We start from the raw sequence: 24,229 nt of genomic DNA, 5'->3' as shown, positions 1-24,229 counted from the left end.
GAGTAGCGCGCGGCGGCCGGATCGATTGACCGCCGCGCTGCTGATTCAGGCGATGGCCGGCAGTTTGTCCAGATGCTTGTCCAGCGTGATCGGATATTCGCGCACGCGCACGCCGGTGGCATTATACACCGCGTTGGCGATCGCGGCGGCGGACCCGCAGATGCCCAGTTCGCCCACGCCCTTCGCTTTCATCGGCGAAACCTTGTCGTCCACCTCGTCGAGGAAGACCACCTCCTGATGCGGGATGTCGGCGTGGACGGGCACTTCGTATCCGGCCAGATCGTGGTTGATGAACAGGCCAAAGCGCTTGTCCACCGCCAGCTCCTCCATCAGTGCCGCGCCGACGCCCATCGTCATCGCGCCGATCACCTGGCTGCGGGCGGTCTGCGGGTTGAGGATACGGCCTGCCGCACACACCGCCAGCATCCGCCGCACCCGCACCTCGCCGGTGTAGGCATCCACGGCTACCTCGGCAAAGTGCGCGCCGAAGGTGGACTGCTGATACTTCTTGCTGATCTCACCCCATTCCATGCCGTCCTCGACGACGATCTCGCCCCCCTTGGCGGCATCGGCCAGTGCGAAAGACTGGTTGCCGCTGCGGACTTGGCCATCGGCAAAATCGATGTTGGCGGGATCGAGGCCGAGGCGCTGAGCGATGGTGCCGCGCAGCTTCTCGCACGCGGCATAGACGCCGGAGGTTGAACTGTTCGCGCCCCATTGGCCGCCCGAGCCTGCCGAAACGGGAAAGCTGGAATCACCCAGCTTCACCACGACTCGATCGAGCGGAAGGCCCAGCATTTCCGCCGCCGTCTGGGCGATGATCGTGTAGCTGCCGGTGCCGATATCGGTCATGTCGGTTTCAACCGTCACCTTGCCGTCGGTGCCCAGGCGCACGCGGGCGGAGGACTTCTGGTTCATGTTGTTGCGAAACGCGGAGGCCACGCCATAGCCGACCAGCCACTGGCCATCGCGGCGAGAGGCCGGCGTCTTGGGCCGATCATTCCAGCCAAAGCGCTGCGCGCCTTCCTGCAGGCACTTCACCAGGCTGCGCTGCGAAAATGCCTGTTCGGGCTTTTCGGGGTTCACCTGCGTGTCGTTGACGATGCGCAGTTGCACCGGGTCCATCCCCAGCTTCTCCGCCAGTTCGTCCATCGCGGCTTCCAAGGCCATCATGCCGCTCGCTTCGCCGGGCGCACGCATGGCGTTGGATTCCGGCAGATTGAGAACGGCAAGCCGCGTCTGCGTCATCCGGTTGGCCCCGGCGTAAAGCAGTTTCGTCTGCGCCACAGCCGCGTCCGCTTCACCGGAGGGCAGATCGCCCGACCATGCTTCGTGACCGATGGCAACCAGCTTGCCCTTGCGATCCGCGCCCAGGCGCAGTCGCTGGATCGTGGCGGGGCGGTGCGTGGCGTTGTTCATGATCAAGGGGCGCTGCAGCGAGACCTTGACCGGACGGCCGCCCAGCGCCTTGCTGGCGAGCGAGGCTGCGATGGCATCGGCGCGCAGGAACAGCTTTCCGCCGAAACCGCCGCCGATATAGGGCGAAATCAGCCGGACCTTTTCGGGCGGTATAGCCAGCGTCTTGGCTAAGTCCTGCTTGCCCCAGTTGATCATCTGGTTCGATGTCCACAGAGTCAGCGCATCGCCCTGCCAGGCGGCGATGGTGGCATGAGGCTCCATCATCGCGTGGCTTTCGTCCGGCGTGGTATAGGTGACATCCACCTGGACCGGCGCCTTGCCGAACGCCGCGTCGAAATCGCCGAACTTGCTGTCGTTGGTGCCTTGATCGGGCTGGGCGGAGCCTTTGCCGGCGGCCAGATCGAACTGGCCGTCCGTTCGTTCATATCGGGCATCGATCAGGGCGGCGGCGTGCCGGGCCTGTTCGAAGCTCTCGGCCACCACGATGGCGACGGCTTGGTGATAATGCTCCACCTCGCCATCCGCCAGCAGCTTGGCCGTATTGCGGCTGCCCTTGCCGGGGAGCTTGGTGTCCGCCGCCGTCAGCACCTTGAGCACGCCGGGGGCGCTCTTGGCGCGGGCCGTGTCGATCGAGGCGATGCGGCCCTTGGCGATCGCCGCGCCCAGCACCCAGGCGTAGGCGGGCTTGGCGGGCAGGTCCCACTGCTCATAGGCGTAAGTCGCGAGGCCCGAAGTCTTGAGCGGACCATCGATGCGCGGCGTGGCGCGCCCGATGACGGTGCCCTTGTCGATCGGGTTCTGGCCTGCGGGTTGTTCGAATTTCATCATGCCTTGGCCTCCGCCAGCGCTGCGGCGATCGTGCGCTCTACCAGGGGAACTTTGAACGCGTTGTCCGGACGGGTCTTGGCTCCGGCCAGGAGCTGCCCGGAGGCAGCCTTGGCGCCGTTGACCAGCGCGGCGTCCGCCGCTGCAACCCGCCAGGGCTTATGGGCAACGCCGCCCACCGCTATGGCGCCGCTGCCGTCCTCCTGCACCACGGCCGCGACCGAGATGAGGGCGAAGGCATAAGACGCCCGGTCCCGAACCTTGCGATAGATATGACGGCCACCGACAGGCGCGGGCAGAGTGACGGCGGTGATGAACTCACCCGGCGCCAGCGCCGTTTCCACCTGCGGGGTGTCGCCGGGCAGGCGATGGAAATCGGCGATCGGGATGGAGCGTTTCGCGCCCTTGGGATCGATCGTCTCCACTTGCGCGTCCAGCACCCGCATGGCGACGGCCATGTCGCTGGGGTGAGTGGCGATGCACGCGTCGCTGGTGCCGATGACCGCCAGTTGCCGCGAATAGCCGCCCAGCGCGCCACAGCCCGAACCCGGCTTGCGCTTGTTGCACGGCAGATTGGTATCGTAGAAATAGGGGCAGCGGGTGCGCTGAAGCAGGTTGCCCGCCGTGGTCGCCTTGTTGCGCAATTGTCCGGAGGCACCGGCCAGCAGCGCGCGGGACAGCACGCCGTAATCCTTGCGCACGCGCTGGTCTGCGGCGAGATCGGTGTTGAGAACCAATGCCCCGATCCTGAGACCGCCGTCCGCTTCCTCGATCTTGTCGAGGCCCAGATCATTCACGTCGATCAGGTGCGTGGGCGTTTCGATCTGCAGCTTCATCAGATCGAGCAGATTGGTGCCGCCCGCAATGAATTTGGCCCCCGGCTTGGCTGCGGCCTTTGCGGCAGCCTCTTGCGGTGACTTGGCGCGCTCGTAAGTAAAGGGCTTCATGCCTTGATCCCCGCGACTTCGGCCATGGCCTCCGCGATGTTGGAATAAGCGCCGCAGCGGCAGATGTTGCCGCTCATCCGCTCGCGCATCTCCTCGACCGTGATGGGCGGCCCGGCGGCGATGTCCTGAGTGACGTGACTGGGGACACCGGCGTGGATTTCCTCCAGCACCGAGACGGCGGAGCAGATTTGGCCCGGCGTGCAATAGCCGCACTGATAGCCGTCATGCTTGACGAATGCCGCCTGCATCGGGTGCAGATTATCAGGCGAGCCCAGGCCCTCGATCGTGGTGACTTCATCGCCTTCATGCATCACCGCCAGGCTCAGGCAGGAGTTGATCCGCCTGCCGTTGACGATGACGGTGCAGGCGCCGCACTGGCCATGGTCGCAACCCTTCTTGCTACCGGTCAGGTGCAGATGCTCGCGCAGCGCGTCCAGCAGGGTGGTGCGGGTATCAAGCTCCAGGTTCTGGCCCTTACCATTCACCTTGAAGGAGACTTTCGCGCGGGGCGGGGCAGCCTCCGCCAACGGCGCGGCGGTGGCGGCGCCGATCGCACCTCCGCTGGAGGCGATGGCGGCGCCGGCAGCGCTTGTCTTGAGCACGTCGCGACGCGACGCGTGGGGTAGGCTGGAATGATTCATCCGGGTGCGGCCTTCGGGTGATGCAGGATCAGGCGTCCAGTGTCGTAGACGCAACTATCCTGTGTCAACGGTGCAATACCGTCTGCGTTCCCGTTAATCGTCTTGTTCCCCGGTCAATGACCCTAAAGGTCGCATGACCGGGGGGATGGCATCGGCCTTAACCGAGCTTGAGCACCCACTCGTGCGGATCGGGCGCCTCACCGCGCTGGATCGCCACCAGGCGGTTCTTGAGCTTTTGCGTCAATTGGCCCGGTCCGCCTGAGCCGATCGTGAATTCACCCGAGCGCGAGGCGACCTTGCCCACCGGAGTCACGACGGCGGCGGTACCGCAGGCGAAGACCTCGACCAGCTTGCCGGACTGCGCGTCATCACGCCACTGGTCGATGCTGTAGCGGCCTTCCTGCACGTTCAGCCCTTCGTCGCGCGCCAAAGTCAGCAGACTGTCGCGCGTGATGCCGGGCAGGATCGTGCCGGAGAGACGGGGCGTGAGCAGCGTGCCGTCATCGAACACGAAATAGAGGTTCATGCCCCCCAGTTCCTCGATCCACTTGTTCTCGACCGCATCGAGGAATACGACCTGATCGTGACCTTTCGCGATGGCCTCCGCCTGAGGGACGAGGCTGGCGGCGTAATTGCCGCCGCACTTGGCCGCTCCGGTGCCGCCGGGCGCGGCGCGGGTGTAATCCTCGCTCACCCAGATCGAGACGGCCGGCGCGCCCGACTTGAAGTAGTTGCCCGCCGGGCTGGCGATGACGATGTACTTGTATTCCTTGGCCGGCCGCACGCCCAGAAACGCCTCGGAGGCGAACATGAAGGGGCGCAGATAGAGCGAACCACCCTCGACATCGGGCAGCCACTCCCGATCGGCTTCGACCAGGCGACGGACGGATTCGACGAACACCTCTTCAGGCAATGCCGGCATCGCCAGGCGCTCGGCCGACCTGTTGAAGCGGCGGGCGTTTTCGTAGGGGCGGAACAGCGCCACGCTGCCGTCGGGATGGCGATAGGCCTTCAGACCCTCGAAGATCTCCTGCGCGTAATGCAGCACGGCACAGGCCGGATCGAGCGCGATCGGCTGGCGCGGCCCGACCACGGCGTCATGCCAGCCTTTTCCTTCCGACCACTCGATCGTCACCATGTGCTCGGAAAAAAGCGTGCCGAAGCCGGGGTTCGCCAATACCACGGCCCGATCCTCTGCGCTGATTGGAGCGGCGAGGGGAAGGGTCGTGAATTGGAGCGCGGGTTCGGCGAGAGTCGCCATGGCGGTGATCCTTGCAGTCTGGATATGATCCTACGTCGCTTGACGAAAATCGCGCGGAAGACAACCCCGATGTGCGTTCAGGCCGTTCGGACGCTGGTTCTCAGCCGATCGAGCAGGAAGTCGGCGCGCTCGTTTACGGGCAATCGGGGGAGCAGGATCGTGTCATAGGAGAGCGCGTGAAGGGCCGCCGTCAGGCGTTGATACTCCGCCTCCGCTTCCTCGAAACCGTGCCGGCGGTCGGCGTCGTATTCATAGATCTCGGGCCAGGGCGGCGTCAGAAACACCTGCTGGTGGTATCGCGCCTTCGCGCCCAAAGAGTTGTCGAGGGGAATGCCCTTGGCGTTCATCAGCGCGGTGGCCGCGTCCACTTCGCCCCGATCGAAGAAAACCCAGCACCCTTGCGGCGCACGCGTTCGGTCTTGGGAAGCCAGCGCGAGCGCGCGGCGTGCAAATGCGCCAAGATCGATCCATGGCAAGGCGTCGCCGCCGCATGCGGTCTCCTGCGCCACGATCCGGCGGCCCGGTTCCTCAACCGTCGCGAAACCGCGTCGTCGCAGTTCGGCCAGGAGCGTGGACTTCCCGCCGCCAGAGCACCCGGACAGCAAGACGTGACGATCAAAGCTCACTGCATTTTCCCGCGCTACTCAGCCCGGCTTCTAGCCAAGTGTCGATGATGAATATGAGAAGGGCCGCACCGATATCTCGGTACGGCCCTTCACATGGTCAGCGGCCGGAAAGTGCCGCCAGCGAAACCTTTATCGCTTACTCTCTAGAATTCAGCGATAATGCCTCGCGACGGAAAAAGCCGACCTCTCTGCTGAACCATGAGACATCGGATCACCTCCTTTCGCGCTGTTGAGCCATAGTCGCCGCGATGACGCGGCTGGGGCCGAAGAACCTTGCCGGATATCCCTGCAAGCACCCTTCGTCCTTGCTCTATTTGTGGGATATCCCGCAGCGCACAACAAGACTTGTTTTGAAAAATTTTCCCGCCAATATCAGCCGCTCGCGCAAGTTTTCCACATCCTGATCGTGGCACTTCAGCGGCAATCCTCCACCACGCGGCTCACCTCGGTCCAACTCGGCACGTAGAGCGTGGGCATGCCCGTGGTCTCGATTGCGAACCGGCCTTTGCTGAAGGCCATGGCGTCCAGCAAGTTGTCCCGCGCCGGGATGTCGATCCCCAGGGCGCCGCCTGCCGGAACGGCGGTGAACTGGCGCGTCTGGGTCTGGGTGATGACGCGCAGCACGGTCGCCCCGGAAGGTGCTCCGTCGCCGCGTTCCAGGCGGACCGTGCCGCGAGCAGGGTCGCAGCGCAGGACGAGGCGACCGCCCGCGAATCGCGCCGTCGACTGCCCGCCTTGCTGCGTCCATTGCCAGTCACCCGGTGTCGCGGGAAAGTCCGCCCAGCCTTTCGGCGCCGGTGCCGCGTTGGAGGCAGGGCGGCTCGGCGCGCCTTGATACGGGGTCTGCGGACGCGCGGCGGTGCTCTGCGGCTGCGCCGGGATGACCCGGCTATCGGCGCAGGAAGCCGCGGCGAGTGCGCCACAAACGAGGGTCGCGATGCGAAGCGTGTTTGCCTTCATTCCGGGGGTATGGAATGAGACGGCCCCCGCCACAACCCCGACCGATGCTGCCAAAGCCATGTCCGACCCGCACTCGCCCCGTTCCACCGCCCGTTCCGGTGAAAGACCCGTCAAGCCGGTGAAAGTCCGGGTCGATCAATTGCTGGTCGATCGCGGCCTGGTGGAAAGCCGCACCCGTGCGCAGGCGCTGGTGCTGGCCGGGCTGGTCTTCGCGGGCGAAAGCAAGATCGCCAAGCCCGGCCAGCAGATCGCCGCCGATGTGCCGCTGGAGGTGCGCGGGCGTGATCATCCCTGGGTTTCGCGCGGCGGCATCAAGCTGGCCCATGCGATCCAGCACTTCGCCCTCGATCCCCAAGGCGCGATCGCGATGGACATCGGCAGCTCTACCGGAGGGTTCACCGATGTGCTGCTGACGAACGGCGCGGTGCGGGTCTTCGCGGTCGATTCCGGCACCAACCAGCTGGCCTGGAAGCTGCGGCAGGACCCACGCGTCACCGTGCTGGAGCAGACCAGCGCCCGTATCCTGACGTCCGACCTGATCGACGCTGCGTGTGACTGGGTGGTGTGTGATGCCAGCTTCATCGGGCTGGCCAAAGTGCTTGAAGTGCCGCTTCGCCTGGCTGCTCCGAAGTGTACTCTGGTGGCGCTGATAAAGCCGCAGTTCGAAGTTGGCCGGGGAGAAGTGGGCAAGGGCGGCGTAGTCCGCGATGCCGCCCTTCACGAACGGGTTTGTGGCGAAGTGCGCGACTGGCTGGAGCAGGTGGGCTGGACCGTTCGCGGCATCGTCGAGAGCCCGATCACGGGGCCCGAAGGCAATGTCGAGTTCCTGGTATGCGCAAATCGGGACACCTGAGGTTTTCCACGCATTCTTGCGCCGTTGCGATCTTGCCTTAACACCGTGGCCAACACTGGCGATTCGCAAGGCACGGCAACGGATGAATTCCCTCGCTTCCACATGGCAGCTTCGCGCCGGCGTGATCCGCTGGGCACTGGTCTGCGTGCCGGTGGTCCTGTTCCTGGGTATCCTGGCCGGGGCGCTTTCCGGTAGCGGGGCGGACCAGGCCTGGTTCGCGGCGCTGCGCAAGCCTGCGGGCTATCCACCCCCGGCCGCGTTCGGGCTGGTGTGGACCGTGCTTTACATCCTGATGGGCATCGCCCTCGCCATGGTCCTCTCCGCCGTGGGCGCGCGGGGACGGCGGATGGCGGTAATCGCGTTCCTGGTGCAACTGGCGATCAACCTGGCATGGTCGCCCTTGTTCTTCGGCGCGCACCAGATGACATGGGCGCTCGTCTGCATCTTGGTGATGGACGTGGCGGTGGTGGCGACGATCGTGCTGTTCGCCCGTATCCGGCCGCTCGCCGCGTGGCTGCTGGTGCCTTATCTGGTCTGGATCCTGTTCGCCACGTATCTCAATTATGCCTTCCTGCGCGACAATCGCGAGATGGATGGCGTAAAGGCGTCTGGCGCGATGGAGCGGATCGAGTTCTGATCCCTTGCGAAGGGCCGCGTTTCCGCCCATCTAGCGCCCATGCAAAGCGAAAACCCCATCATCTCCGATTTCGTCAAGCTGATGAACAGCGCTGCCGGTACTCTTGCCGGTGTCGGCCGTGAGGCCAGAGATTCCGCCAAGGAACGCGTTCGTGAAATGCTGGGCGAGATGGACTTCGTCAGCCGTGAAGAGTTCGACACGGTGAAGGACCTGGCTGCCAAGGCGCGCGAAGAGGCCGAAGACCTCAAGCTGCGCGTGGCCGCCCTCGAAGCGAAGCTTTCCCAGCAAAGCTGATCGCCGATCTTCGGGTCGCTGCAACTTATTGCTTCCGTTGACGTTTTTAGGAGCGGAAGGCAGTGACCCATGTTTACGCAGCTTGATCCTACCATACCCCTGCATGTGCTTGAAAAAGGCGACGGCTACGCGATCGGAATGATCGACTATGGTCAGGAGCATACCTGATATGGGTCACCGTGCTGAACGACAGCGGCGAAATCTGGTGCGCGCCCAACCCCTCCGTGCGGCTGGGTCGGAACTGGACGATGGGCCGGGCGCAGAACCCCGCTATCGATGCCGACCGCGCCAAGGCGGCGCAACCTTGCGCGGAATGCAAGGAAGTGGTCGCCTGATCGCAATGTCGGTCTGGTTGCGGGCCTGATCCGGGACAGCGCTTGCCCTTGGGAAGCGTGACCTTCACACCACGATCATGCAATTTCGCGGCCCTGCCATTGTCTGCGCCAATCACGCTCACGGGGAAAACGCCGTCATCGCGCGGCTTTTGACCCCGGACGCAGGGATGGTGGGGGCCTATGTCGCTGGCGGCCGCGGGCGTCATTTGCGGCCGGTGCTGCTGCCGGGCAACCTGGTGGAGGCCGAAGTCCGCTCCCGTGTCGAAAGCCAGCTGCCCTTCGCCCGGATCGAACTGCGCGAGAGCCGCGGGCCATGGCTGAGCGAGCCGTTGCCTGCCGCCGCCATCGCCTGGACCACCGCGCTCACCACTTCCGCCTTGCCGGAGCGTCAGCCGTTTCCGCGCCTGTTCGATGCGCTGAGTGCGTTGCTGACGGCCCTTTGCGTCGCGCCGTCCGCGTCGGGCTGGGCGGTGCCGCTGTTGTCCTACGAGGTGCTGCTGCTGCGCGAACTGGGCTACGGCGTCAGCGTCAAGCGGCCCGAGGAGGGCGATTGGCCGGCCTTCTTCGACGCTTTCGATCGTATCGGGCGTGAACTGGCGCGCTACCCGCTTGCCGATCTGCGCGCAGACGTTATGGCGGCGCGCGCACTCCTGCGCGAGCGTCTGGCGCGCATCCGGGAGGCGTGAGGGATTACGGTTATGAGCGCTGATGCGATGCGGATTGCGGTTTTCGCCGGAGACGGGATCGGCCCCGAAGTGACGGCCGAAGCGGTTCGCGTGTTGCAGGCGCTCGATCTGCCCGGCCTGGAGCTGGTCGAGGGTGATGTGGGCGGCGCGGCCTATCGCAAGCATGGCCACCCGCTGCCGCCTGAGACGCTGGAGATCGCCCGGTCATGCGGTGCGATCTTGTTCGGCGCGGTGGGCGATTTCTCGCTCGACCATCTGGAGCGGCGCCTCCGTCCCGAACAGGCGGTGCTAGGTCTGCGCAAGGAGTTGGGCCTGTTCGCCAACTTGCGACCCGCCACCGTGTTCAAGGGCCTGGAAGACCTGACCACGCTGCGCCCCGAAGTCGCCGCCAAGATCGACCTGCTGATCGTGCGCGAACTCAATGGCGACGTCTATTTCGGCGAGAAAGGCACGCGCACCCTCGATGATGGCCGCCGCCAGGGCTGGGACATGATGTCCTACGCTGAAGACGAAGTGCGCCGCATCGCCCACACCGGGTTCAAGGCGGCGATGGGCCGGTCCAAGAAGCTGTGCTCGGTCGACAAGGCGAACGTCCTGGAAACCTCGCAGCTGTGGCGCGACGTGGTGATCGAGGTTGCGCGCGAATATCCCGAGGTCGAGCTGAGCCACATGTACGTGGACAATGCCGCGATGCAGCTGGTGAAGAACCCCGGCCAGTTCGACGTGATCGTCACCGGCAATCTGTTCGGCGATATCCTGTCCGATCAGGCCAGCATGTGCGTCGGCTCGATCGGCTTGCTCGCTTCGGCCAGCCTGGCTGAGGGCACCTACGGCCTCTACGAGCCGATCCATGGTTCCGCGCCCGACATCGCCGGGCAGGGCCTCGCCAATCCGATGGCCACGATTCTTTCCGCCGCGATGCTGCTGCGCCACAGCTTCGGGCTGGAAGACCAGGCCGCCCGGATTGAGGCCGCGGTGGGCAAGGCGCTGGCGCAAGGGGTGCGCGGGGGAGACCTGGGCGGCACCGATGGCACGCGCGCGATCGGCGATGCGGTCCTTGCCGCGCTTTGATGGGCAACTGTCCGAGTTGCAAAGTAAATTGCACTAAAGCTTCTTTCAGGTTTACCATCTAGAGCCCGTGTCCATGAACATGCCCCGTCCCGATCTTGCGCAGGCCGTGCACGCCGCCGCCAAGCCGCTTGAGCTTGCGATCGTGCTGCCCACGTTCAATGAGCGCAAGAACCTGGAAACGCTGGTCGAAAGGCTGGACGCGGCGCTGCAGGGCGTCGCCTGGGAAGCCATCGTCGTCGATGACAACAGCCCGGACGGCACCGCCGATACCGCGCGCGATATCTCGCTTCGCGATCCGCGCCTGCGAGTGATCCAACGGATCGGGCGGCGCGGCCTGTCCTCCGCCGCGATCGAGGGGATGTGCGCCACTGCGGCCCCCGTCGTCGCGGTGATGGACGCCGATCACCAGCACGATCCCAAGCTGCTGCCGGGCATGCTCGCCGCGATCAAATCGGGCGAGTACGACCTCTCCTACGCCTCGCGCTTTTGCGAAGGCGCCAGCACGGAGGCGTGGAACCGCCCCGATCGGGTGAAGGCCTCCGGCTTCGCCAACAAGCTCGCCCGCAAGGTGACGGGCGTGCAGTTGTCCGATCCGATGAGCGGCTTTTTCATGCTGCGCACCGAAATACTGCGGGCCGACGCTCACCGTTTGTCGGGCGTCGGCTTCAAAATTCTTCTAGATATTCTTGCCACCGTGGAGACGCCGTTGCGCGTAAAGGAATTCCCGCTCGACTTCGCCGCACGCGCGGAAGGGGAGAGCAAGCTGGATCGCACCGTCGTGTTCGAGTTCCTGGTGGGGCTGTACGACAAGTGGCTGGGCCGCATAATCCCCACGCGCTTCGCGCTGTTTGGCACGATCGGCGCGGTCGGCGTCGTGGTCCACATGGCGGTTTTGGGTGCGTTCCTGGCGCTGTTCGGCGGGTCCGCTCCCGGCTTGAAGGGGCAGTTGGTCGGGGCTTTCGAAGTGGGTCAGACGATCGCGGCGATCTGCGCGATGACGTTCAACTTCTTCCTGAACAACGCGCTGACTTATGCGGACAAGCGGCTGACCGGCTTCGTGCCGCTGATGCGCGGCTGGGCCAAGTTCGCGCTGACATGCTCGGTCGGCCTGACCGCCAACGTCGGCGTGTCCTCGGTGCTGGTGCACTACGGTATCCACGAATTCCCCGCGGCGCTGACCGGCGTGATCATGGCTTCGGTGTGGAATTTCGCGCTCTCGTCCAAGTTCGTTTGGGGCAAGTACGGCGCGAACTGAGGTTTCACCCGGCTTTCGGATAGTCCGTCAGGATTGAGATATTCCGTTCGTGTCGAGCGAAGTCGAGACACGTTGGCGCGGCTCTCTCGTGTCTCGACTTCGCTCGACACGAACGGCGATGGTTTAGGCTAGGCCTAGGAATTTGGGTGACGGCTCGGACTTACGCGAACCGCCGCTACCGCCAGCTATCCAGCCACATCCACTGCGCGTAGCTCTTCTTGCCGTGGTGCAGGGCTCCGGCCGAGATGATCGGGTAGAAGTACACGAAGATTCCCACGCTGGCCGCCAAGGTGGCGGGTGTCAGCCAGCGCCATCGATCGCGCCGCTGCCATAGCGCCTCCAGCGCCAGCGCCAGCGCCGCCGCCAGGAACGCGGCGGGCAGCAGGTAGTGATAGTAGAACTGGATGGGCTTGCCGTTGATCGCCCAGACTCCCAGCGTCAGCACGTAAAGCGCCACCAGAGCCAGCGCCTCCCACCGCGCCTGCTTGATCCCGGCCCACAGGCACCAGGCCAGCGCCGGCAGCCCGGCGATCATGCTGACCGGATTGCCCAACAGGATGATCCCGCGCTGCGCGCCGTCCGTCACCTGGTAGAGGAACCAGATCGGCCGCCAGTCCACCATCCACATGTACCACACGCTGCGATAGGGATGCAGCTTGGTCACGCTGTCCTGCAGCTTTAGCATGTAACGATGCTGCTCGATGAAGCCCAAGGGGTCGATCGGCTTGTGCGCCCAGAAGAAGCCGGGAAAATAGGTCAGCCAATAGACCGCCAACGGGACCAGCCCCAGCCAGAGCGCGGCCTCTACAAGTGAGATGCCCGGGATCGGCCCCGCGCCTTTGCGGCCGATGATGCGCCAGCCGCTTTCGCGTACCCGCAGGGCCACGAACGTCAGGCCCGGCAGGACCAGGATCGGCGCGATGCTCCATTTCGCGCCCAGCGATAGGCCCATGGCCAGTCCGCCAGCGATCAGCCGCAGCCGGGCGTGGCGTCGCGGTTCGCGAAAGGCGGCGGTCACCTGCCACAGCGCCACCATGCCCAGGCCAGCCTGCACCATGTCCAGCATCGCGATCCGGCTGAGGACGAGCCACACGAAATTCGTGGCCATCAGCACCATCGCCATGATCGTCACCGCGCGCCGGCCGGTCAGGTACCAGATGAACCGGCCGTAAGCGTGCAGCCCCAGCGCGCCGAACAGCACCGAGGGGATTCGCCAGGACCAGGGCCGATCGCCCAGCAGCGCCATCGCCGCGGCGATCGCCTCCTTGCCCAGCATCGGATGCTCGCGATTGGCGGGCAGGCCCAGCAGCATCTTGCGCGCCGCTTTGACGTAGTGGACCTCGTCGAAATAGATCTTGTTCGGGATGCCGAGACGGTGCAGGCACACGATCAGGAATACCACGGCGATCGCCATGCACCAGGTGAGGGGGTCGCGCGTCCGGGGCAGGGATGTCAGCATCGCGGCGGCGGCATACGGGCCTGCCGGGGCGGCGGCAAGCGCTTCGCGCAAAGCAGCCGCTTGTCCTTGCGCCCACACGCTCGTAGATGGCGGGCCATGAAGCGCACGACCGGACAAGATCGCACCAAAACCCAACACTGGCGACCCGCCACGCGTGCCGTTCGCGGCGGCACCTGGCGCTCGGAAATGGGGGAGACGAGCGAGGCTTTGTTCCTCACCTCGGGCTTCTCCTACGACGATGCTGCCACCGTCGCCGCGCGCTTCGCGGGCGAGGAAGAGGGCATGACCTATTCGCGGCTGCAGAACCCCACGGTGGCGATGCTGGAAGAACGGATCGCCTTGTTGGAAGGGGCGGAGGCTTGCCGCACGCAAGCATCGGGCATGGCGGCGATGACGGCGGCGCTGCTGTGCCAGCTTTCGGCGGGTGATCACATGGTGACGGCCCGCGCCGCCTTCGGCTCCTGCCGCTGGCTGGGCGATCACCTGCTGCCGCGCTTTGGCGTGGAAGTGACGACGATCGACGCGCGGGACAATGCCGCGTGGGAAGCCGCGATCCGGCCCAACACCAAGGTCTTCTTCTTCGAGAGCCCGGCGAATCCGACGATGGACATCGCCGATATCGAATTCATCTGCGGCCTCGCGCGCGCGCACGGCATCACCTCGGTGGTGGACAATGCGTTCTGCTCGCCCGCGCTGCAGCGGCCGATGGAGTTCGGGGCGGACGTGGTCGCCTATTCAGCCACCAAGCTGATGGACGGGCAGGGGCGCGTGCTGGCAGGTGCGGTTTGCGGCACCGAAGAGTTCATCAACGACAAACTGCTGCCGTTCCAGCGCAACACCGGGCCCAACCTTTCGCCGTTCAACGCCTGGGTGGTGCTGAAGGGGCTGGAGACGCTGGACTTGCGCGCCCGCCGGCAGAGCGAGAACGCGTTGAAGGTGGGCCGTTTCGTCGAAAGCCGCGTGCCCACGATCCTGCATCCCTGGTTGGAAAGCCACCCGCAGCACGCGCTGGCGCACAAGCAGATGGACGCCTGCGGGCCGATCTTCTCGATGGTGCTCGATGGCGGGCGTGCGCAGGCGCACGCGGTTCTGGATGCGCTGGAGCTGATCGACATCTCCAACAACATCGGCGATTCGCGTTCGCTGATGTGTCACCCTGCGTCCAGCACCCATCACAACATGGGCCCCGACGGGCGCGAGGCGATGGGCATCGGCGAAGGGATGCTGCGCCTCAACGTCGGGCTGGAAGATGCCGACGATCTGATCGAGGATCTGGATCAGGCGTTCACCAAGGCCGGGCTCTGATACGATTTGGCAGGACTGCGCGGGGAGCCGGCGGATCGGTTCCCTCGCAGCTGCAAAAGAATCTCTGGGGCAGGCGGTTGACCGGGGCGGCGCAAGCGTTACCCTCGTGCTCATCATGAAGGAGCTGTTCCAGCATACCGCCATCACCGATGGCATCACCGTGCGGGTCGCGGTGAACTTTCTGCCCGAGCAATCGCGCATTGAGGCGGGGAAGTGGTTCTGGGTCTATCACATTCGCATCGAGAACGATTCCAACGAAGCCGTGCGCCTGGTGACGCGGCATTGGCGGATCACCGATGGTCACGGCATCGTCAATTTCGTGGAGGGCGATGGCGTTGTCGGTGAACAGCCGCTGCTGAAGCCCGGCCAGAGCCATGATTATGTCTCCGGATGCCCGCTTTCCACGCCGCACGGCAGCATGGAAGGCTACTATACGTTCGAGCGCGAACACGGTGAACCGCTGCGCGCGGCGATCCCCTTCTTCCCCTTGGCTGCGCCTGCCACGGCGGGATGACCTTTCGCGACAATCCCGGACACGCCTGATTCCCCGCTGGCGAGCGCGGGATAACGCCGGGGGTATGTTCAAAGCAGGCGTTGCGGCCGGCGCTGGCCTGGCGCGACAGGCTTGGCTCGGCATTCCATCGTGCGACCGGCGAGCGGGGGAACGCGAAAGCAGGACCACACGCTCGGCTTTCAACGTGCAAGACGACCGGCGGGAAAAGCTCGCAAAAGCCCGCCGGCCCCATCTCCGGCGCTAGTGCCGGCGGGTTGAAGTCTTGCATCGCGGTGCAGGCGCCCGTCTTGAGCGCCGGCCGCAAGGCGCGGGACGTTTAGAACGAGGCCTTCGTCCACCCGCACCCGCCATGTCGGATTTCTCCGATAACTGCGGCGTATAACCTATATGGTTCTTTATGTCAAGACATCCGATTGCCGCCACCACTCTCAAACGCCTTCCCCTCACACCTTGGTCATTCCCGCTGGCAAGCCGATAGCACCAGTTTGCGCTTAGCCTTCATCAAACCGGGAGTGCCGGAAATGGATTCCCGCCTGCACGGGAATGACGAAGTTTGGGTTTCGGGAAGGGGGACAGAGACAGTAATGCCGCGGATGAAGCCGCGAGCCGCAGAACGCGGGCTCCGCCAACGCATCCCGGTATCGACACAAAAAAGCCCCCGCGTCCTTTCGGATGCGGGGGCCTTTTTTGTCAGCCGATATAGCGCGGGCTTCAGGCCTGCGCTTCGGTGGCCTCGTCCTCGTCCTGGACGATTTCGCCCGGTTCGAGGCTGGGGTCACGACGTTCGGTGAAGCCGCTGGTGTCGGCTTCGAACATTGAGGCCATGACGTCCACGCCCTGCGACTGCAGTTCGGCTTCGTCCGGCGAACGCGCGACGTTGACCTTTACGCCCACCGAAACCTCGGGGTGCAGGGAAACGCGCACGTCGAAGATGCCGAGCGTCTTGATCGGGCGTTCCAGCACGATCATCTGCTTGGTCACCTTGGCACCGTCGGCGTTCAGCGCGTCGACGATGTCGCGCACCGAAACCGAACCATAAAGCTGGCCCGAGTTCGACGAGGCGCGGATCAGGACGACCTGCTTGCCTTCGACATTGCTCGAATGCTTCTGCGCATCCGTGCGGCGCTCGGCGTTTTCGGCCTCGATCTTGGCGCGGTTGGCTTCGAAGACCTTCTTGTTGCGCTCATTGGCGCGAAGGGCCTTCTTGTTGGGGAGCAGATAGTTGCGCGCGTAACCGTCCTTGACGGAAACGACATCGCCGATGGCGCCGAGCTTTTCGACGCGCTCCAGGAGGATGATATCCATGGGTCTCGCCCTCCTTACTTCACGATGTAGGGAAGCAGGCCGATGTGGCGGGCGCGCTTGATAGCTTGGCCCAGCTCACGCTGCTTCTTGGCGGAAACCGCAGTGATGCGGCTGGGAACGATCTTGCCACGCTCGGACATGAAGCCCTGCAGCAGGCGCACGTCCTTGTAGTCGATGGCGGGCGCGTTCTTGCCCGAGAACGGGCAGGACTTGCGGCGACGGAAAAAGGCGCGAGCCATGATCAGTTCCCCTCACGTTCGCGGCGGCGCGTACGCTCGCGGTCGGACTTGCGCATCATGACCGAGGGGCCTTCCTCGTGCTCGTCAACGCGGATGGTCACCCAGCGGATGATATCCTCGTTGATGGCGGTCTGACGCTCCAGCTCAGCCACGGCGGCACCCGATGCATCCAGGTTGAGCATCACGAAGTGCGCCTTGCGGTTGCGCTTGATCTTGTAGGCGAGATTCTTGAGGCCCCACGACTCGGTCTTGGTGACCTTGCCCTGGTTGGCTTCGACGATCTCGGTGGCGGTGGTGGCCAGCGCGTCGACTTGCGACTGGCTCAGATCCTGGCGCGCCAGGAACACGTGCTCATAATGAGCCACGGCAGCTTCCTTCACATCTGTAACCGATCGCTGGCTGATCCGCACGATTGCGGGGCCCCTCCGGCTTTCTTGAAGGGTGGGCCCATACAGCTTTCCGCCACGAAGGCAAGCGCGGTGTCAGGCGCCCCGGTGCGCGGGTAGCGTGATCTTCCACAAGATCGCGGCGCCGCGCAGGGCGAACCCGGCCAGAAATCCCAGCATCGCCGGAATCGGTGCGGGGAGGCCCAGCGTCGTCAGCACCACGAACAGCGTGGCCGCGCCCAGCGCCGCCGTGACATAGAGTTCGTGCCGCAAAAGGATCGATGGCACCCCGGCGGTGATATCGCGGATCACGCCGCCCAGGCAGGCGGTGATCACGCCTGCGGCAACGGCGGGCACGGGTGAGATGCCGTATTGCAGCGCCTTGCCCGCACCATAGACGGCGTAAGCGGCGAGACCTGCGCCGTCGAGCCAGTCCAGAGCGCGCTCGGGCCACCACTTGAGCGGGATCGCCCAGGCCGCCAGCGCCACGCCGATGCACAACAGCACCGGGGTCGGCGCCTGCATCCAGAACACCGGCGCGCGGATCAACAGATCGCGCAAGGTGCCGCCCCCGGTCGCGGTGATGAGCGCGAAGAAACACGCGCCCACGAAGTCCAGCCGCTTGCGCGCCGCCGCCAGCGCGCCGGACGCGGCGAACACGGCCAAGCCCGCTAGATCGAGCCACGGCAACAGCACCTGCAAGGGCAGCGGATCGATCGGAAGGTCTGGCAGCGGCGGCAGCATCCGGGCTGCTTTAGAACGCTCGCCCGCCACCGTCACGCGCCAAGCGGGCGCTGCGCGGGGTGGGCTGTGCGAAAGCGCGTTGTTCGCGCCGGGTATCCGTGTGATCACATAGTCCCCAGCGATACTGAGAAAGTACCAAGCGTTGACCACTGCGCCCAGGAACCACGCCCTCACGCCTGCGATCAAGACCAACGTGATCCGGCTGTGGGAGCATGCGCGCGGCGATGGCGTGACCGACGATACCGAAGCCGTGCGCAAGGTGATCGCGATGGCGACGCGGATGGGCGGCGCGACGATCCTGTGCGGCGGCAAGGAACGGGTCTATCTCATCGGTGGCGAGACGGCGACCTATGGGATGTTCAACGGGGTGGGCGGTCCGTTCGCATTCAAGCGCGGTGTCATCCGTCTCTATTCGAACCTGCACTTCAGCGGTGAGGGAGCGAAGTTCCTGCTGAGCGGCGGGCGGCGAGAGCCGGGCGGGCTGTTCTACCACCCGTTCTGGGAGGACAAGGCGGCGGCGCAAAACGTCAGCTTCGTTGGGATCGACATCGACGGCAATATCCAGAACCAGCATATCACGCCTTCGCGTGCCGGCAGCGTGGACGGCGATCAATGGCAACACGGCCATGGTGTGCTGTGCCTGCGTGCGCGTGACTGGTACTTTGAACGATGCACCGTCCACGGCTTTCGCGGGGCGGGGATCAATCTCGATGGCGTGGGGATCAAGATCCTGCACTGCACTTTCTACGACAACTTCTCGCACGACATCGGCGGCGGGCAGAACGATGCGGAAATCGCGTACAATACCTTCAAGGACGGCGTGGCGGACAGCCGCTGGGTGGCCGCGCTCGATATCGAGAAGCTGGAAGCGCACGTGCCGATCATCAACGTGCGCATCCATCACAATGTGTTCGATTTCCGCCAGGGTTATGCGCCGCCGGAGCGGACGCCCAAGTTCGCCAGCGACAGCAAGGAGGCCTTGGCGGCGCGAACCCACTATCGCCGCGCGGTGACGTTCAGCTTCTTCTACGAGGGATTTCCGAACAACATCTACAACGGCACGATGCACACCATCGCCTTCACCGACAACACGGTCTACCAAGGCTGCATCGACGCGTTCAACTGGTGCGATGTCGACATATCGCGCAATACGATCATCAATACTTACGAAAACCTCGAAGGCGCGGCGCTGGCCAATCCCAACGCCATCACGGTGAGCCAGGCGGCCAACAACAAGAGCAAGACGCCATGGGTGGTGGGGCTGCGCGGCGCCACCATTCGCGACAACCGGATCAGCCACGATATCGACGGGTTCGCGATCCTGGTGGACCGCTACGAAGACATCGACGTCGGCGGCGGCGCAATCAAGAACGCCCGTAGCGCCGGTATCCGCATCAACGCCTGTGCCGGGCTGATTTCCGACCTGACGATCGCCAATACAGGACGGGCCGAAATCGACCTCCCGCCCGATCGCGCCGGAGAGCTATCCTCCGCCGTGGTGGTGTTCGGCGATCTCGGGGATGGGCTGACCATCCGCAAGGTCAACGCCGTCGATACCCGAGACGGAGCCAGGCGTCGGCTGCGGCACATCGTTTATGCCAATGTCTCCGGCACGCCGCCCACCCGCATCGAGGATTGCCGGGGCACCAACCTTCTGGGCGCGCCGGTGAGGGATGTGAATCGCACGACTCGCCAGTCCGGCATCGCCGCCAATGCAGCGGTGGCATCGGCGAGTGAGAGCTGGTGGGAGCGCATTCGCGCGGTGCTGTGCCCGAAGGCGAGGGCGAGCTTGCGCGGCTGATCACGCGGGTTTCGCCCGCTATTCCATATCCTCGGGCGTGTCGGGATCGTAGCGGGGGCCATCTTGCGGCGGCGGCGGCGGCAAACCTTGATCGGGCGGGCCGCTCCGATCGTCAGGGCGCGGCAGCAGGCCCTCCAAGACCGCGCGCGGATCTATCGGCAGCTGGATGAGCGGCGCATCCTCTTCGCCTGTATCCTCGCCCTCGGAGGTATCCTCCGCCCCCCAGACGCGGCGAATGCGGCTGGCTTGCGGCGGCATCGGGATGGCGAGCGGCTTCAGCGCCAATCCGCTCATGAAATTGCGCCAGATACGCGCCGGCAACTGGCCGCCGCTGGCGCCGGGGATCGGCTTGTTGTCATCGCGCCCGATCCACACGGCGGTGACGAGATCGCCGGCAAAGCCCACGAACAGCGCGTCACGCCCATCCTGGGTGGTGCCGGTCTTGCCGAATGTGGGTAGCGAGAGCGAGGCGCGGCGGCCGGTGCCCTCGTTCGCCGATTGCCAGAGCAGGTCCAGCATCGGTGCCCATTCGCGGCGCTGATCGAGGCGGTTGGGCGGCAGCTTGTCCGCACCCGCTCTGCCATGCACGGCCACCGGATAGCGGCCGAGCGCGAAAGCGGCGTAGGCACCCGCCAGTTCCTCCAGCGTGAGGTTCGCGGTGCCCAGCGGCAGACTGGGCGCATCCTCGGGCAAGGGGGATACGACGCCCAGATCGTGCGCGGCCTTCACCACCTCGCGATAGCCCGCCGCGCGCGCGATCCGCACGGCGGCGGTATTGCTGGAAATCGCGAAAGCTTCCCGCAGGGTCATCGGGCCATAGTATCCGCGATAGCCGTTGCTGGGCCGCCAGTCCCCGATCACCAGGGGGGAATCGACCACGATGTCGTCAGGCCGCGCGCCGGACCGGAACGCGGCCAGATAATCGAACAGCTTGAAGGTGGAACCGGGCTGTCGCCGGGCCTGGCTGACCCGGTTGAAGGCACCGGGTTGCCAGTCGCTGCCGCCCACCAGCGCGGCGACGCGGCCATCGGGGCGCAGCGCGATCAGCGCGATTTCCGCACCGCCGAGGCGGGCCTGATCCACCACCCGCTCGGCCCGGCGCTGAATTTCGGGCTCCAGCGTGGTGCGTATCGCGCCGGCCGCATCATCGGGCAGCCGGGTGTAGAGCCAGTCCGCGAACCAGCCCGCGCTTTCCCGGGGTCTTCCGCTAGAGACGACGCGCGGATTGCGCACCGCCTTGGCCTCTGCCGGGGTGATGAATTCCGCGTCCGCCATCGCGCCCAGCACCACGCGCATCCGGGCGCGCGCGGCGGCCCGGTCCACCGTGGGGGCGAGGCGAGAAGGCGCTTTCACCAATCCGGCCAGCATCGCCGCCTGGCCCAGCGTCAGGTCTTCGGGCGCGCGATCGAAATAGAAGCGCGATGCGGCGGCGAGCCCCGTCTGCTGCGCCCCGAAATACGCCTTCTCCAGATAGCGCGAGAGGATCTGGTCCTTGCTCATCCAGTTCTCCACCCAGTCGGCCAGCAACAGTTCCTTGAACTTGCGCGTCCAGGTGCGATCGTGGGTGAGGAAGGCGTTCTTGACGTATTGCTGCGTGATCGTGGAGCCACCTTGCGACACGCCGCCCGCCCGCAGGTTCGCCAGCACCGCGCGTGTCAGGCCGCGATAGTCCAGCGCGCCGTGGGCGTAGAACCGGCGGTCCTCGATGGCCAGGAACGCGCTGCGCACATGTGCGGGCAGGGCGGCGGCGTCGATCCGTTCGGAGGGACGCGGGCCGCGATGGGCGAATACCTTGCCGTTGGCGTCCAGCAGATCGACCCCGGCGGCGACCGGCGGCGCATTCAGCTTCCACGGCGGCGCGGTCCACGTCTGCCACGCGACCAGCAGCAGCAAGACGGCCGCCAGGACGACAAGCCCCGGATGCGCCCGCATCTGCCGGCGCAGGCGGCCGGTTTCCGGGAGTGTCGCTGGTACCTCGTTCATGCCGGGATGATCATCCCGATAGGCGGACGTGCCGGTATGCGCCGCCCCCTGGTGAGAGCCGGTGATGCAACCTGATGCGCCATCGCGCTTTTTCGCCTTCGCTCTCGCATTGCGTCATAGAATCGGCCAGAGCGCGCTAAGTTGCAACAGGGGAGCTGCATCATCATGCCATCGGGTCTCGTTGCATTACTGGACGACGTATCCGTCATCGCTCGGGCGGCGGCTGCTTCGGCGGACGATGTCGCCGCCGGAATCGCCAAGGCCGGCAGCAAGGCTGCTGGCGTGGTGATCGATGACGCGGCGGTGACTCCGTCTTATGTTACCGATTTCACGCCCGACCGCGAGCTTCCGGTGATCTGGAAGATCGCCAAGGGTTCGCTGTTCAACAAGCTGGTCATCCTGCTGCCGGTGGCCCTGCTGCTGAGCCAGTTCCTGCCTGGCGCGATCACGCCGCTGCTGATGCTGGGAGGCGCCTACCTTTCCTTCGAAGGTGCGGAAAAGGTGCTGGAGAAGCTGGGCGGGGCCAAGCATGGCGAAACGCTGGAGGATGAGCCGACGGACGTCGCCGCGTTCGAAAAGGCGCGCGTTTCGGGGGCGGTGCGCACCGACCTTATCCTGTCGGCCGAGATCATGGCGATCGCGCTGGCCGAAGTTGCGGACCAGACGCTGATCGGGCGCGGGGTTATCCTGGCGCTGGTGGGCATCGTCATCACCGTGCTGGTCTATGGCGCGGTGGGCCTGATCGTGAAGATGGACGATATCGGCCTGCACCTGACCAAGAAGGACAACGCCGCCGCCAAGAGCACGGGCCGCGGCCTGCTGAAAGCAATGCCGGTGCTGCTGGTGCTGCTGTCCACCGTGGGCACCGTGGCGATGCTGTGGGTCGGCGGCGGGATCATCCTGCATGGGCTGGAGGAACTGGGTCTGGCTGGCCCCGCGCATGTCGCGCACGGCATCCAACATGCGGTGGAACACGCCACCGGCGCGCTGGGCGGCGTGCTTGGCTGGCTGAGCTATGCGCTGGCGTCTGCCGTGGTGGGGCTGGTGCTGGGTGGCGTGATCGCGTTGATCGTTCACCTCATCGCCAAGGCGCGGGGGAAGGGCGCGCACTGATACGCCCGCCGGGCATTGTCAGCGCTCACCCAAACTTCGCCAGCAGCCCATCCGCGAACGTCGTCAGGGTATCGTCGCGCGCGCCCATCACGACCACGCGATCGCCCGGCTGCGCCAGTTCCACGATCCGCGCACCGCAATCCTCGCGCGCGGGAATGTACTCCGCCCGGCCACCCGCCGCTTCGATCAGGTCGACGATCCGCGCGCTGCCCTGGCTGCGGTCCACCGTGCCGCCGAAATAGACCGGGTCGCACAGCAGCACCACGTCTTGTGGGCCCAGCAGCCTCGCGAAGACTTGCGCCAGTTCCGCGCCCATCTGCCGCAAGGGACCGTAGCCGTGCGGCTGGAAGAAGGCGATCACGCGGCCGGGATGCGCCTTCAGCGTGGAGAGCGTGGCCGAGACCTTGTCCGGATTGTGGCCGAAATCGTCGATCACCGTCACGCCGGACGGGCTGGTACCGATGATGTCGAACCGGCGGGCGAGCCCCTCGAACCCGCCCAGCGCCGCCACCGCCTCGTCCAGCGGCACGCCCAGCGCGGCACATCCTGCCAGCGCGGCCAGCGCGTTGTAGAGGTTGTGCCGTCCGGGCTGGAGCAGGGTGAGGGGGTGCGTCGATCCGTCACACCGGTCGATCACGCGCGCCTCGATCGCGTCCGCCCGCTGCACCACGCTGCCCGGCTCCACGCCGATGGCGGCGTCCGCGCTCTCGATCCCGAAGCCCAGCACGGTGTTGGCCCTTTCCGCCAGCGCCGCGCTTTCGGGATCGTCGAGATTGATCGCCGCCACTTTCGCCGTCGCCAGGAAGTCGCCGAACAGGGCGCGCAATTCCTCCAGGCTTTTGTGGTCCAGGCTGACATTGCCCAGCACTGCTATTTCGGGGCGGTAGAGCGCGATCGAGCCGTCGCTCTCGTCCACTTCGGAAACGAACACCGCGCCTTGCCCCACGCGGGCGCTGGCGAAAGGAGCGTCGGGCGCGCGCAAGTTCTTCATCACCGCGCCGTTCATGATCGTGGGATCGCGACCGGTGGCGGTTAGGATCCAGCCGATCATGCCGGTGACGGTGGACTTGCCGCTTGTGCCGCCTACCGCGATCCCGCGTGGTGCTGCATTGAACAGCGCGGCCAGCAACTGGGCGCGGCTCATCCGGTCACACCCCAAATTCTTGGCGCGGACGACTTCGGGCACGCTGTCCTCCACCGCGGCGGAAGCGACCAGCACTTGTTCCGCCGAGGTCACGCCGCTGCCGTCCTGCGGGAACAAGTGAAAGCCTTCACGCTCCAGCCACGCGAACTTTTCCGCGCTGCGTCCCTGATCGCGGCTGCGATCCGACCCGGCGACTTGGGCGCCCAGGCCCTTGAGGATCAACGCCAGCGGCAACATGCCTGACCCGCCGATGCCGCAGAAGAACCAGGGGCGGGCGGTGAGATCGTGCGTAGGAGCGGTCATGGCAACGCTGGGTAAGGCGAGTAGCGGCGCGGCACAACAGGTTCGCGCAAGGCCGGTCTATCTCACATCGATCTCGCGGAAACGCCTCTCGCGGGCTCCCGAGATGGACACCCTCTGGCCATC

The 24,229-nt window shown here is 65.5% G+C and carries 23 protein-coding genes and 1 pseudogene; 11 read left to right on the top strand and 13 right to left on the bottom strand.

All coding sequences use genetic code 11. The annotated features are described in order from the left end of the window. Positions 1–45: 45 nt before the first annotated feature. The 6 genes from paoC to GGR39_RS07425 form a co-directional block, all read right to left on the bottom strand. The gene (paoC, locus tag GGR39_RS07450; protein ID WP_183616843.1) at positions 46–2,244 is read right to left on the bottom strand and encodes an aldehyde oxidoreductase molybdenum-binding subunit PaoC; all 2,199 of its coding nucleotides are present in this window, start codon (positions 2,242–2,244) and stop codon (positions 46–48) included. Continuing rightward, positions 2,244–3,191, bottom strand: coding sequence for an FAD binding domain-containing protein (locus GGR39_RS07445; protein ID WP_183616570.1), 948 nt, complete (start codon positions 3,189–3,191; stop codon positions 2,244–2,246). The genes paoC and GGR39_RS07445 overlap by 1 nt, the downstream gene beginning before the upstream one ends. Beyond that, the gene (paoA, locus tag GGR39_RS07440; RefSeq protein ID WP_183616569.1) at positions 3,188–3,832 is read right to left on the bottom strand and encodes an aldehyde dehydrogenase iron-sulfur subunit PaoA; all 645 of its coding nucleotides are present in this window, start codon (positions 3,830–3,832) and stop codon (positions 3,188–3,190) included. The genes GGR39_RS07445 and paoA overlap by 4 nt, the downstream gene beginning before the upstream one ends. A gap of 157 nt (positions 3,833–3,989) precedes the next feature. Beyond that, positions 3,990–5,093 carry a branched-chain amino acid aminotransferase gene (locus GGR39_RS07435; protein ID WP_183616568.1) on the bottom strand — a complete coding sequence of 368 codons (1,104 nt, stop codon included), beginning with the start codon at positions 5,091–5,093 and terminating at the stop codon, positions 3,990–3,992. A gap of 77 nt (positions 5,094–5,170) precedes the next feature. After that, positions 5,171–5,719 (bottom strand): AAA family ATPase, encoded by a 549-nt coding sequence (locus GGR39_RS07430; protein ID WP_183616567.1) that lies wholly within the window; start codon positions 5,717–5,719, stop codon positions 5,171–5,173. A 414-nt stretch (positions 5,720–6,133) separates the two neighbouring features. Further along, positions 6,134–6,739 carry a hypothetical protein gene (locus tag GGR39_RS07425; RefSeq protein ID WP_183616877.1) on the bottom strand — a complete coding sequence of 202 codons (606 nt, stop codon included), beginning with the start codon at positions 6,737–6,739 and terminating at the stop codon, positions 6,134–6,136. Here GGR39_RS07425 and GGR39_RS07420 point away from each other — a divergent pair. The 7 genes and pseudogenes from GGR39_RS07420 (at position 6,738) to GGR39_RS07390 (ending at position 11,810) form a co-directional block, all read left to right on the top strand. Continuing rightward, positions 6,738–7,532 carry a TlyA family RNA methyltransferase gene (locus GGR39_RS07420; protein WP_246388474.1) on the top strand — a complete coding sequence of 265 codons (795 nt, stop codon included), beginning with the start codon at positions 6,738–6,740 and terminating at the stop codon, positions 7,530–7,532. The two genes, GGR39_RS07425 and GGR39_RS07420, sit on opposite strands and share 2 nt — an antisense overlap. Positions 7,533–7,614: 82 nt before the next feature. Further along, positions 7,615–8,169: a TspO/MBR family protein gene (locus tag GGR39_RS07415; RefSeq protein WP_183616565.1), complete on the top strand. Its 555-nt coding sequence runs from the start codon at positions 7,615–7,617 to the stop codon at positions 8,167–8,169. A 39-nt stretch (positions 8,170–8,208) separates the two neighbouring features. Then, entirely contained in the window at positions 8,209–8,463 is a 255-nt protein-coding gene (locus tag GGR39_RS07410; protein WP_058736875.1) for an accessory factor UbiK family protein, read from the top strand. A gap of 69 nt (positions 8,464–8,532) precedes the next feature. Then, positions 8,533–8,798: pseudogene (locus tag GGR39_RS07405) on the top strand (hypothetical protein). A 77-nt stretch (positions 8,799–8,875) separates the two neighbouring features. Further along, on the top strand, positions 8,876–9,484 hold the full coding sequence (recO, locus tag GGR39_RS07400; RefSeq protein WP_058736873.1) for a DNA repair protein RecO: 609 nt from the start codon (positions 8,876–8,878) through the stop codon (positions 9,482–9,484). Positions 9,485–9,511: 27 nt separating this feature from the next. Beyond that, positions 9,512–10,555, top strand: a complete 1,044-nt coding sequence (gene leuB / locus GGR39_RS07395; RefSeq protein WP_183616842.1) for a 3-isopropylmalate dehydrogenase — start codon at positions 9,512–9,514, stop codon at positions 10,553–10,555. Between the two features lie 73 nt (positions 10,556–10,628). Next, positions 10,629–11,810, top strand: coding sequence for a glycosyltransferase (locus GGR39_RS07390; RefSeq protein WP_058736872.1), 1,182 nt, complete (start codon positions 10,629–10,631; stop codon positions 11,808–11,810). Between the two features lie 175 nt (positions 11,811–11,985). On the opposite strand, the gene GGR39_RS07385 is transcribed toward GGR39_RS07390, so the two are convergent. Then, positions 11,986–13,320, bottom strand: coding sequence for a phospholipid carrier-dependent glycosyltransferase (locus GGR39_RS07385; protein ID WP_246388471.1), 1,335 nt, complete (start codon positions 13,318–13,320; stop codon positions 11,986–11,988). Between the two features lie 45 nt (positions 13,321–13,365). On the opposite strand from GGR39_RS07385, the gene GGR39_RS07380 reads away from it, so the two are divergent. Then, complete coding sequence (locus GGR39_RS07380) at positions 13,366–14,574, top strand: trans-sulfuration enzyme family protein (RefSeq protein WP_183616564.1); 1,209 nt, start codon at positions 13,366–13,368, stop codon at positions 14,572–14,574. Positions 14,575–14,689: 115 nt separating this feature from the next. Next, on the top strand, positions 14,690–15,088 hold the full coding sequence (apaG, locus tag GGR39_RS07375) for a Co2+/Mg2+ efflux protein ApaG (protein ID WP_058736870.1): 399 nt from the start codon (positions 14,690–14,692) through the stop codon (positions 15,086–15,088). A 711-nt stretch (positions 15,089–15,799) separates the two neighbouring features. Here apaG and rplI read toward each other — a convergent pair. The 4 genes from rplI to GGR39_RS07355 all read right to left on the bottom strand — a co-directional run bounded on the left by rplI (position 15,800) and on the right by GGR39_RS07355 (position 17,936). Beyond that, a complete protein-coding gene (gene rplI / locus GGR39_RS07370) occupies positions 15,800–16,393 on the bottom strand; it encodes a 50S ribosomal protein L9 (RefSeq protein WP_183616563.1) in 594 nt (197 codons plus the stop codon). A 14-nt stretch (positions 16,394–16,407) separates the two neighbouring features. Then, the gene (gene rpsR, locus GGR39_RS07365) at positions 16,408–16,632 is read right to left on the bottom strand and encodes a 30S ribosomal protein S18 (protein ID WP_058736868.1); all 225 of its coding nucleotides are present in this window, start codon (positions 16,630–16,632) and stop codon (positions 16,408–16,410) included. A gap of 2 nt (positions 16,633–16,634) precedes the next feature. Then, positions 16,635–16,997 (bottom strand): 30S ribosomal protein S6, encoded by a 363-nt coding sequence (rpsF, locus tag GGR39_RS07360; protein WP_058736970.1) that lies wholly within the window; start codon positions 16,995–16,997, stop codon positions 16,635–16,637. Between the two features lie 117 nt (positions 16,998–17,114). Further along, the gene (locus GGR39_RS07355) at positions 17,115–17,936 is read right to left on the bottom strand and encodes a trimeric intracellular cation channel family protein (protein ID WP_343055817.1); all 822 of its coding nucleotides are present in this window, start codon (positions 17,934–17,936) and stop codon (positions 17,115–17,117) included. Between GGR39_RS07355 and GGR39_RS07350 the strand changes: the two genes are divergently transcribed. Next, entirely contained in the window at positions 17,905–19,563 is a 1,659-nt protein-coding gene (locus GGR39_RS07350; protein WP_183616562.1) for a hypothetical protein, read from the top strand. The two genes, GGR39_RS07355 and GGR39_RS07350, sit on opposite strands and share 32 nt — an antisense overlap. Before the next feature lie 18 nt (positions 19,564–19,581). Here GGR39_RS07350 and GGR39_RS07345 read toward each other — a convergent pair whose 3' ends face one another. Further along, complete coding sequence (locus GGR39_RS07345; RefSeq protein WP_183616561.1) at positions 19,582–21,546, bottom strand: transglycosylase domain-containing protein; 1,965 nt, start codon at positions 21,544–21,546, stop codon at positions 19,582–19,584. A gap of 165 nt (positions 21,547–21,711) precedes the next feature. On the opposite strand from GGR39_RS07345, the gene GGR39_RS07340 reads away from it, so the two are divergent. Next, positions 21,712–22,659 carry a DUF808 domain-containing protein gene (locus GGR39_RS07340; protein WP_183616560.1) on the top strand — a complete coding sequence of 316 codons (948 nt, stop codon included), beginning with the start codon at positions 21,712–21,714 and terminating at the stop codon, positions 22,657–22,659. 25 nt (positions 22,660–22,684) lie between these two features. Here the strand turns inward: GGR39_RS07340 and GGR39_RS07335 are convergent, their stop codons facing one another. Continuing rightward, positions 22,685–24,106, bottom strand: coding sequence for a glutamate ligase domain-containing protein (locus tag GGR39_RS07335; RefSeq protein ID WP_183616559.1), 1,422 nt, complete (start codon positions 24,104–24,106; stop codon positions 22,685–22,687). Positions 24,107–24,229: the final 123 nt, after the last annotated feature.

It is taken from the genome of Novosphingobium fluoreni (assembly GCF_014196615.1).
Taxonomy (GTDB): Bacteria; Pseudomonadota; Alphaproteobacteria; order Sphingomonadales; family Sphingomonadaceae; genus Novosphingobium; species Novosphingobium fluoreni.
Note: the sequence above shows the minus strand (reverse complement) of the source record. Positions and strands in the feature narration are given on the sequence as shown.

Bases quoted from the DNA above. Each gene is read 5' to 3' on its own strand.
- paoC (WP_183616843.1), bottom strand. From the start codon at position 2,244: ATGAAATTCGAACAACCCGCAGGCCAGAACCCGATCGACAAGGGCACC.
- GGR39_RS07445 (WP_183616570.1), bottom strand. From the start codon at position 3,191: ATGAAGCCCTTTACTTACGAGCGCGCCAAGTCACCGCAAGAGGCTGCC.
- paoA (WP_183616569.1), bottom strand. From the start codon at position 3,832: ATGAATCATTCCAGCCTACCCCACGCGTCGCGTCGCGACGTGCTCAAG.
- GGR39_RS07435 (WP_183616568.1), bottom strand. From the start codon at position 5,093: ATGGCGACTCTCGCCGAACCCGCGCTCCAATTCACGACCCTTCCCCTC.
- GGR39_RS07420 (WP_246388474.1), top strand. From the start codon at position 6,738: ATGTCCGACCCGCACTCGCCCCGTTCCACCGCCCGTTCCGGTGAAAGA.
- GGR39_RS07425 (WP_183616877.1), bottom strand. From the start codon at position 6,739: ATGGCTTTGGCAGCATCGGTCGGGGTTGTGGCGGGGGCCGTCTCATTC.
- GGR39_RS07415 (WP_183616565.1), top strand. From the start codon at position 7,615: ATGAATTCCCTCGCTTCCACATGGCAGCTTCGCGCCGGCGTGATCCGC.
- GGR39_RS07410 (WP_058736875.1), top strand. From the start codon at position 8,209: ATGCAAAGCGAAAACCCCATCATCTCCGATTTCGTCAAGCTGATGAAC.
- recO (WP_058736873.1), top strand. From the start codon at position 8,876: ATGCAATTTCGCGGCCCTGCCATTGTCTGCGCCAATCACGCTCACGGG.
- leuB (WP_183616842.1), top strand. From the start codon at position 9,512: ATGCGGATTGCGGTTTTCGCCGGAGACGGGATCGGCCCCGAAGTGACG.
- GGR39_RS07390 (WP_058736872.1), top strand. From the start codon at position 10,629: ATGAACATGCCCCGTCCCGATCTTGCGCAGGCCGTGCACGCCGCCGCC.
- GGR39_RS07380 (WP_183616564.1), top strand. From the start codon at position 13,366: ATGAAGCGCACGACCGGACAAGATCGCACCAAAACCCAACACTGGCGA.
- apaG (WP_058736870.1), top strand. From the start codon at position 14,690: ATGAAGGAGCTGTTCCAGCATACCGCCATCACCGATGGCATCACCGTG.
- rplI (WP_183616563.1), bottom strand. From the start codon at position 16,393: ATGGATATCATCCTCCTGGAGCGCGTCGAAAAGCTCGGCGCCATCGGC.
- rpsR (WP_058736868.1), bottom strand. From the start codon at position 16,632: ATGGCTCGCGCCTTTTTCCGTCGCCGCAAGTCCTGCCCGTTCTCGGGC.
- GGR39_RS07345 (WP_183616561.1), bottom strand. From the start codon at position 21,546: ATGAACGAGGTACCAGCGACACTCCCGGAAACCGGCCGCCTGCGCCGG.
- GGR39_RS07340 (WP_183616560.1), top strand. From the start codon at position 21,712: ATGCCATCGGGTCTCGTTGCATTACTGGACGACGTATCCGTCATCGCT.
- GGR39_RS07335 (WP_183616559.1), bottom strand. From the start codon at position 24,106: ATGACCGCTCCTACGCACGATCTCACCGCCCGCCCCTGGTTCTTCTGC.